Genomic DNA, 7406 nt, shown 5'->3' on the forward strand with positions numbered 1-7406 from the left:
ACGGTTGGGTGGGCTGCGCCTGGCCCGGGGCACGACGGCGCTGCGGAGCGTTGGTTCGCCAGCTGGGCAACGTCGTCGACGAAGCCGCCAGGGGCCGAGGGTGCCGATCGAGCGCGGAGCCCGTCCACAATTCGATTGCACGGTAAAGCCGGTAGACGTCGAGGCGCTCTGCGTTATCGGCGGGGAGCGGACCGAGGTCCTCGAACAGTGCGTCGCGTGCGGGCGTGCCGCAGCCGAGATTCCGCAGGTGGCCGGGCCGCAACGTCAAGTACGTGTAGCGCCAGGTCGTCGCGGTGACCATGGCCTCCCAGCGCTTCAGCACACTTACGTCGGCAGCAGGGTCGACACTGGACGACCCCGACCGACCGCCCGCCCGCCGCGAGGTGGATTCGGGAGGGTTGAGCGCTGCGAGGTCCTGGCAGACGCCGGGATCTGGCCCGCATCCGGCGGTCAGGGGGCTACGGGGGTTCCCGCAGGAGGCGCTCGCGGAGCGGGCCGGGCTCGACCGCAAGACGATCAGCGGCCTGGAGGACGGGACGGCGGGGGCGGCGCACGACCGGCTCGCCCGTGTTGCGTACGGGCTCGGCTTGGCGCTCAGGCGGTTGTTCTGTATCGAGTAGGCCTTGGCCGACGCCCCGCCGGGCGCCGGCCAGGGAGTCAACGCCAGATGCTCAGCAGCACGCACACCACCACCACCACCACGGCGGCGACCGACACTGCTGCTGCGGAAGTCAGCTGGGGAGGATCGCGGCGGGCGTCTCCGGTGCAGTGCTCCACTCGCACAGTGCGGCCCCGCCGCCGGTCCATGACGGGGTGGCCGTAGGCCGTCTCCCCGCAGCCGATGCACGTCCCCAGTGCGATGCGGGCCGTGTCCGCTGCGGGCGGCCTGCGACGTCCGGGGTTCACCGGGTCCTCTGGTGTCGGCGCGGCCGCTCACCCTTTGGTCGGGCCGGCCGGCGACAGTGGTCCACCAGCTCCGTCCGCTCGTCAACCGTAACGATCAGGGGCCCCTTGACCGGGTGGGTGCCGCACGAACCGCACGTCCCCTCCGTCCACACCGGGGCGGGCTGGAGTCCCCCGGCCGCGCTCACCCGCGACCCCCGTTCCGGCGGCAGGACCGGCAGGTCTTTACCGCGAAGCCCAGGCCGCGGTCGACGACGTGCCCGGCCTCCTTCAGGCTGTCGGTGCCGCCGCAGGACACGCAGGCGCGGCCGTCGCGCTGGGCCGGGGTGAGTCGGGCTGGGGCCTGCGGGGCATCGGGGTGGTGCGGGGGCTGGTCACTGCTCCTCCTCGGGGGCGGTGCGGCAGGCGGGGTGTGCGACGACCGCCCAGCCCAGGCCGGGCAGGTCCGGGACGCAGACGTGGCCTGCCGAGGCCAGTTCGCCCTTGCTGCCACCGCAGTTGATGCAGGCGTGGCAGTCCTTCTGGGCTCGGTTGAACTGCGACGGGGCTGGTGGCAGGGGTTGCTGCGTCACACCAGAATCGTCGGCTCACCCGACGGGACGTCACATCCCGTTTTCGGGACGTCTGGGACGTCTTTGCCGTACACCTTGAAACGTCCCCAATGTGAGAGGCGCGTCCGTGCACAGTCCCCTCTTCGACGCGTTGGTGCATGCCAGCATGTCCGAGTCCCAGCTCGCTCGGGTGTGCGGAGTCGACCCCAAGACCGTCAGCCGATGGATCGCCAACCCCTCGCGCGAGCCTCACCCTCGGCACCGCGCGGCGGCCAGCCGAGCCCTCGAGGTGGAGGAAGCCGTGCTCTGGCCATCCGTACAGCAGTTCGTGAAGAGCGGCCCGGATCGGGAGGTGGTGCAGATGTACCCGTACCGGTCGGCGGCCCCAGCAGCCCTGTGGCGGTCACTGATAAAGGGGGCGACCCGTGAGCTGACCTTCGCCGGGTACACCAACTACTTCTTGTGGTTGGAGCACGCCAATTTCGGTGCGATGCTCCGCAAGAAGGCCGAGGTCGGCGTCCGCGTCCGCTTCCTCCTCGGCGAGCCCGGCCACCCGGTCACCCGCCGGCGCGAGCTGGAAGAGGACGTCCCGCTCACGCTCTCCACTCGAATCGAGGTCACCCTCTCGGAGCTGGCGAAATTGCGGGACACCACCATCGAGGCCCGGTATGAGACCGGCCACGTCTCGCTCAGCGTTTTTCGCTTCGACAACGACATGATCGTCACCCCGCTGCTGCCCGGTAGGATCGGCCACGACGCCCCGATGATGCATTTCCGCCGACAGCAGGACGACGGTGTGTTCGACCGTTTCGCCGGCGTCACCGAGGACTTGTGGGCGAAGGCGCGCGACGTGTGGACGATCCCGACCACGGAGGTAGCACATGCCGAGGCGTGACTACGAGGACGACCCGCACGCTCCCAAGGCGAACAGCCTCGTCCCGGCCGCGAGCGTCGTTGTGGTCGACGACGAGGGCCGGGTTCTTCTCCAGCGCCGCACCGACAACGGTATGTGGGCCCTGCCCGGCGGGAAGATGGACCTCGGCGAGTCCCTCGCCGGGTGCGGCATTCGGGAAACCCGCGAGGAGACCGGCCTCGACATCGAGATCATCGGCATCGTCGGCACCTACACCAACCCCGGGCACGTCTTCGCCTACGACGACGGCGAGGTCCGCCAGGAGTTCAGCATCTGCCTCCTTGGGCGTCCGCTCGGTGGGGAGTTGCTGGTGTCCGACGAGTCCCACGAGGTGGCGTGGTTCACCCCGGCCGAGACGGACGGGCTGCCGATGGTGCCGAGCATCCGCAAGCGGCTCGCCGACTGGCGGTCCGGCGCGATCCCCGTGGTGCGCTGACTGCCTCGCCCTGTCCGAGGCCGGCCGCGCGAAGCTCGGCCGTCAGGGACCAACCCCGCATGCGCGGGGAGCAGCTCATCCTGAAGGCGAAGCCCATGTCGTGGACGGGACCAGCCCCGCATGCGTGGGGAGCAGACCTGGTCGAGGGCCTGGGTGCCCTTGCCCTCGGGACCAACCCCGCATGCGCGGGGAGCAGGGCGCCGTGCTGACGGAGGCACTGGCGTCCCGGGGACCAACCCCGCATGCGCGGGGAGCAGCTGCCTCCCTGCGGCCTCCCTCTGGCGCGTCGGGGACCAACCCCGCATGCGCGGGGAGCAGCGTGCGGGCGCTTGAGGACCGGGCCTGTCCACGGGACCAACCCCGCATGCGCGGGGAGCAGGGCACAGGACCTCGTGATTTGAGAGAGAGCGAGGGGACCAACCCCGCATGCGCGGGGAGCAGCTGATCCAGCAGTCCGCCAAGGCGAGGCCCATGGGACCAACCCCGCATGCGCGGGGAGCAGAAGGGGAATCGCATCCTGTTCGCCGATGAGTTGGGACCAACCCCGCATGCGCGGGGAGCAGGCCACGGTGCCCGGCCTGGCCGCCGGGATCCCGGGACCAACCCCGCATGCGCGGGGAGCAGGCCCGGATGCCGTTCAAGAGGCCCATGCCGGTGGGACCAACCCCGCATGCGCGGGGAGCAGAGTTGATGACCTGCGGGTCTATCCGACGGTTGGGCGGGATTTTGCAACTTCCAGAGATTCGGGCATTTCGGTCACCTTCGCCGATGGGCTGCGCACCAGGGTCACCCTACCCACCATCCGGCCAACCCCGTCTCCGCTCCCCGTCCGGCACGGTTGGGTGGGCTGCGCCTGGCCCGGGGCACGGCGGCGTGGCGGGTGCCAATGTCGTTGACGAAGCCGTTAAGGAGGCCGAGGGCGCCGATCGAGCGGAGCCAGTCCCACACTTGAGCCCAAGGTAAAGCCGGTAGGCGTCGACGTGCTCTTCGCTACCGGCAGGGAGTGGGCCATAGCCTCGAAGAATGCGTCGCGTGCAGGTTTCCACGGCGGAGGGGAGTAGTGGTCGGCCGCGGCCCGGTCGATCAGCGGGTCAGCGGCGATCGCGTTCTTCGCCCCTCCTGCCCCTTCGGTCGGCCCCCGGGCACCCGCCGGGCAGGGTCGTGCACGCGCTCGGGTGGACCGGTCCGACCCCACGCACCCGCCGGGGCCGCCCAGTGGCGGTGTGCCGCCCCACGCCGGAAGAACGCTCCGTGCGCGTCCTGTCGCGCCCTGCCGACCCCGGGAACACGGCTCCTAGGCTGGAGGCGCAAAGCTATGACGAATCGTCATAACTTACGCCGAAGAAGGGAATTCGCCCGTGCAACGCCGCCGAACCGTCGCCGCCGTCCTCACTGCCGCGCTCGCCCTGGGCGCGGCCGGCCTGATCGCACCCCAGGCCACCGCGGCCGTCCCCGGCGGCTGCGCCTACACCTCGTCGAGCCACCGCCCGGTGCTCAGTCAGGGTTCGACTGGTGCTGCCGTCAAGCAGGCCCAGTGCCTGACCAACGTCTGGGGCGGCGTCCCCAAACTCACCGTGGACGGCATCTTCGGCCCCTTGACCCGCACCAAGATCAGGTGGATCCAGGGGTGTCACGGCCTCCCCCGGGACGGCATCGTCGGTCCGGCCACCTGGGACGCCCTCTACAACCCCGTCCCCGACTGCTACGACCCCTACCCGGGATAGCGAGCGCTTCCGGACCATGCCGGGCGGCCGCTCTCACAGCTCCAGGTCGGCGCGGACGAGCCGGAACGCCGCCACGGGGTCCGCGGCCCGGGTGACCGAGCGTTCCACCAACACATGTGACGCACCGGCGGCAACGGCAGCACCCGGCGTCCCGGACCGGGCGTGCTCGCCGGCGGACCCACCGGGGAGCGCGACCCCGGGCGTGACGATCAGGGCGCTGCTTCCCAGCACGCCACGCAGCGGCCCGGCCTCCTGCGGCGACGCGATCACGCCATGGCAGCCGACGCCCTCCGCCAGCCGGGCCAGCCGCAGCACCTGCTCCTCGGTCGAGTTCGAGGCCGAGACCGAGGCTGAGGCCGAGCCGATGACGCCGATGTCGGCGAGATCGGCGTCCGTCATGCTGGTGACGACGGTCAGCGCCAGCACCCGAAGGCGCGGAAAGTCCCGGGCCGCAGCGACAGCGGCGGCCACGATGGCGGTGCCGCCCATGGCGTGGACGGTCACCCGGCCTTGGAGCCGTCGGCGGCCCGCACCGAGCCCCACCGTCCCCAACCGGCAACCTCTGACGAGCGCGCCCATTCGGTGACTCCGGTTCCGGTGCCTCGCGAGCAGTGTCCGCGCCGTGGGGTTTACTCCTCGCCGTGGACAACGCTGCTCATCTCAAGGTGATCGAAGACCTCCTTGCCAGGCCAGTTCCGGGCGAGGTGGCTGGCCGGGAGAACGCCAAAGAAGCCCAGGGCTACCAGCTGGTCGATCTCGCAACCGGCGAGCTGGACGCGGTGGTGGCCGCGGTGAGGTCGCGCTTCGGACCGGCCAGGACCGTGGCCCTGGACGGCTTCACGGATCCGTCGCTCCGGCGCCTGCCGGGTCCCCCGCTGGCCGACATTCTGGCGGACCGGGCCGTCGAAATGTACGGGTGGAGTGTGGGGCAGAGGTGGCTCGGGGTCGGCCTGTTCAAGGGCGTCGGCGGCACTGGGCCTTTTCTCACTGCCGTGGCAGCTCCAGCCCCCGCGAGTCGGACGGGAGCCGCTGCGCCGTCGTCGGCCGCGGAACTGGCCGCACTGACCGGTTGGCAAGGGCCCCGGCGGCCGGTCGACTGGGAGTCCGCGGAACGGAAGCTGGGCCTTCGCCTTCCTGGCGACTACCGACTGTTGGTCGAGACCTTCGGCGCGGGCACCTTCGACGACAACTTCGACCTCTGCGCGCCGGGCTCGAGGTACCTGGACCTCGATCTGATCACCGCCGACCCCACTGAGTTCCTTGGCTCCGCCCCCTCCAGCAGACCGGCGATCAAGCTCCTCCGATGGGCCATGACCTCGGCCGAGCACTCGTTCTGCTGGTTGGTCGAGGACCCGGACCCGGACGAGTGGCCGGTCTTCGCCAGCAGGGACAATGGGGAGCCCTGGAAGCGCTTCGACTGCTCCTCGACGGAGTTCGTCCACCGGATGCTGACTGATCCGCAGCATCCCTACTCTCTCGCGCGGCACTTCGAATTCCACTGGTTCACCCCCGCCGAGCAAGCCGAGGGGGCATGGTGAAGGCGGTCAGCTGGGTCGACGTATCGCCCAGTTGCGTGAGCCGTTCGGCATGAACGCCCCAGCATCGGTATCGAAGGCCGTATGGCATACCGAGGGCGGTTCGGCTCCTCGGACTTCCAGAGATTCGGGTCTTTCGGCTGCCCTTGCAGGTGGGTCACGCAACTGGCCCACCCTGTCCGACCCGAGCAGTCCGAGTCCTCCAGCCGGTCCCCGCGCCCGCGAACACGCCGTCTCGGCAGCCCTGCTCACGTGTCCGATCGAGACGGTTGCCGTGACCGCAAGGCTGTCCGCGAAATCCTTGACGGAATGTCGGCGACCCTCCGGTAGCGCGGGATTGTGCAACCGGCCAATACGGGAGGCCCCCGGATCTGCGATTCGCCGGAATTGGACCCGAGACTCAGACTTGTTCCCGTCTCGAGGAGTGCAGGGAGCAGGAAACCCTTGCTCCTGTCGACCACCCGATCCGGGTAGTCCCGACGTGTGCCGGGGAACGGGTAACGTGACATTGGCGCGCCACCCCGAGCGGAGGCTCGCCTCCACCGGTGCGGGAGGACGACAGCGTGCGGGCGGCCGGCTTGTCCGGCTGATCGTCGCCGGTTCGGCGAGGTCGAACCATTCGTCGGAACAGCGCGAGAGGACCAGGAAATGCTGGGGATCGGCTCCGAGGAGTGGCGAGGAACAAGGCGCGCCACAGAGCAGATCGTCAACGAAGTCGCCCAAGGGCTCCGCACGTTGGAGGACGGGACCGCCTGGTTCTCGCTCCTCTCTCCGGCGGAGCGGAAGGCCGTCCTGCAGGAAGTTGCCGGTTATGCGATGCAGGCGCACCTCACGGCCGCGGACGGGAGCGCGGGAGTAGCGCGGTCCGGCGTGAAGCCCACCGCCAACGCTTCCGTGATGATCCGCATGGATCCTCCTCGCTACGGATTCGCGATTCTCCCCGCCGAGGAACACATCAACGCGTTCCGCGTGCTGGTCTCGGCCTTCTCCGTCGCCGACACCCGGCGCAGGCAGACGTACTGCAAGGGCGGCTGCGGACACTCGTGGCACAACCTCCCCACCCCGGGCGAGCAGCGCTAGGGAGAGCCGAGGCCGACCTCACCGCCAGGGGTCGCTGCTCCCACATGCGCGGGGAGCAGGCATGGGCATCCTCGGTCACGGTGTGTGAAGCGTCGCTGCTCCCACATGCGCGGGGAGCAGGACGACTACACCGACAACCGCCGGACCGGATCGTCGCTGCTCCCACATGCGCGGGGAGCAGAGTTGATGACCTGCGGGTCTATCCGACGGTGGGGCGGGATTTTGCGACTTCCAGAGATTCGGGCATTTCGGTCACCTTCGCCG

8 protein-coding genes and 1 CRISPR repeat array are annotated in these 7406 nt (G+C 70.0%); of the genes, 5 read left to right on the forward strand and 3 right to left on the reverse strand.

Features of this window, described 5'->3' with window-relative positions:
* Both IF01_RS49500 and IF01_RS0140485 read right to left on the reverse strand, forming a co-directional pair.
* On the reverse strand, positions 1-322 hold a 322-nt coding region (locus IF01_RS49500; RefSeq protein ID WP_037783074.1), incomplete at its 3' end, for a hypothetical protein.
* Positions 323-1277: 955 nt separating this feature from the next.
* Positions 1278-1475, reverse strand: coding sequence for a hypothetical protein (locus IF01_RS0140485; protein WP_030398635.1), 198 nt, complete (start codon positions 1473-1475; stop codon positions 1278-1280).
* A gap of 145 nt (positions 1476-1620) precedes the next feature.
* Here IF01_RS0140485 and IF01_RS0140490 point away from each other — a divergent pair, with 145 nt between their 5' ends.
* The 3 genes from IF01_RS0140490 (at position 1621) to IF01_RS44845 (ending at position 4527) form a co-directional block, all read left to right on the forward strand.
* The gene (locus tag IF01_RS0140490; RefSeq protein ID WP_094745761.1) at positions 1621-2349 is read left to right on the forward strand and encodes a transcriptional regulator; all 729 of its coding nucleotides are present in this window, start codon (positions 1621-1623) and stop codon (positions 2347-2349) included.
* Positions 2336-2803, forward strand: coding sequence for an NUDIX hydrolase (locus tag IF01_RS0140495; RefSeq protein ID WP_030398637.1), 468 nt, complete (start codon positions 2336-2338; stop codon positions 2801-2803). Before IF01_RS0140490 ends, IF01_RS0140495 begins: the two co-directional genes overlap by 14 nt.
* A 45-nt stretch (positions 2804-2848) precedes the next feature.
* A CRISPR array of direct repeats spans positions 2849-3488; the repeat unit is 29 nt; unit sequence GGGACCAACCCCGCATGCGCGGGGAGCAG.
* Between the two features lie 673 nt (positions 3489-4161).
* A complete protein-coding gene (locus IF01_RS44845; RefSeq protein WP_051757210.1) occupies positions 4162-4527 on the forward strand; it encodes a peptidoglycan-binding domain-containing protein in 366 nt (121 codons plus the stop codon).
* Positions 4528-4560: 33 nt separating this feature from the next.
* Here the strand turns inward: IF01_RS44845 and IF01_RS0140505 are convergent, their stop codons facing one another.
* Positions 4561-5106 carry an orotidine 5'-phosphate decarboxylase / HUMPS family protein gene (locus IF01_RS0140505; RefSeq protein ID WP_078880771.1) on the reverse strand — a complete coding sequence of 182 codons (546 nt, stop codon included), beginning with the start codon at positions 5104-5106 and terminating at the stop codon, positions 4561-4563.
* Positions 5107-5168: 62 nt separating this feature from the next.
* Here IF01_RS0140505 and IF01_RS0140510 point away from each other — a divergent pair, with 62 nt between their 5' ends.
* On the forward strand, positions 5169-6065 hold the full coding sequence (locus IF01_RS0140510; protein WP_157855501.1) for an SMI1/KNR4 family protein: 897 nt from the start codon (positions 5169-5171) through the stop codon (positions 6063-6065).
* A gap of 645 nt (positions 6066-6710) precedes the next feature.
* Positions 6711-7142, forward strand: a complete 432-nt coding sequence (locus IF01_RS0140515; RefSeq protein WP_051757216.1) for a DUF5958 family protein — start codon at positions 6711-6713, stop codon at positions 7140-7142.
* Positions 7143-7406 lie beyond the last annotated feature (264 nt).

It is taken from the genome of Kitasatospora purpeofusca, assembly GCF_000718025.1.
Taxonomy (GTDB): Bacteria; Actinomycetota; Actinomycetes; order Streptomycetales; family Streptomycetaceae; genus Kitasatospora; species Kitasatospora purpeofusca.

Coding starts and splice junctions, on each gene's coding strand:
- IF01_RS0140490 (WP_094745761.1), top strand. CDS start 1,621: ATGTCCGAGTCCCAGCTCGCTCGGGTGTGCGGAGTCGACCCCAAGACC.
- IF01_RS0140495 (WP_030398637.1), top strand. CDS start 2,336: ATGCCGAGGCGTGACTACGAGGACGACCCGCACGCTCCCAAGGCGAAC.
- IF01_RS0140505 (WP_078880771.1), bottom strand. CDS start 5,106: ATGGGCGCGCTCGTCAGAGGTTGCCGGTTGGGGACGGTGGGGCTCGGT.
- IF01_RS0140515 (WP_051757216.1), top strand. CDS start 6,711: ATGCTGGGGATCGGCTCCGAGGAGTGGCGAGGAACAAGGCGCGCCACA.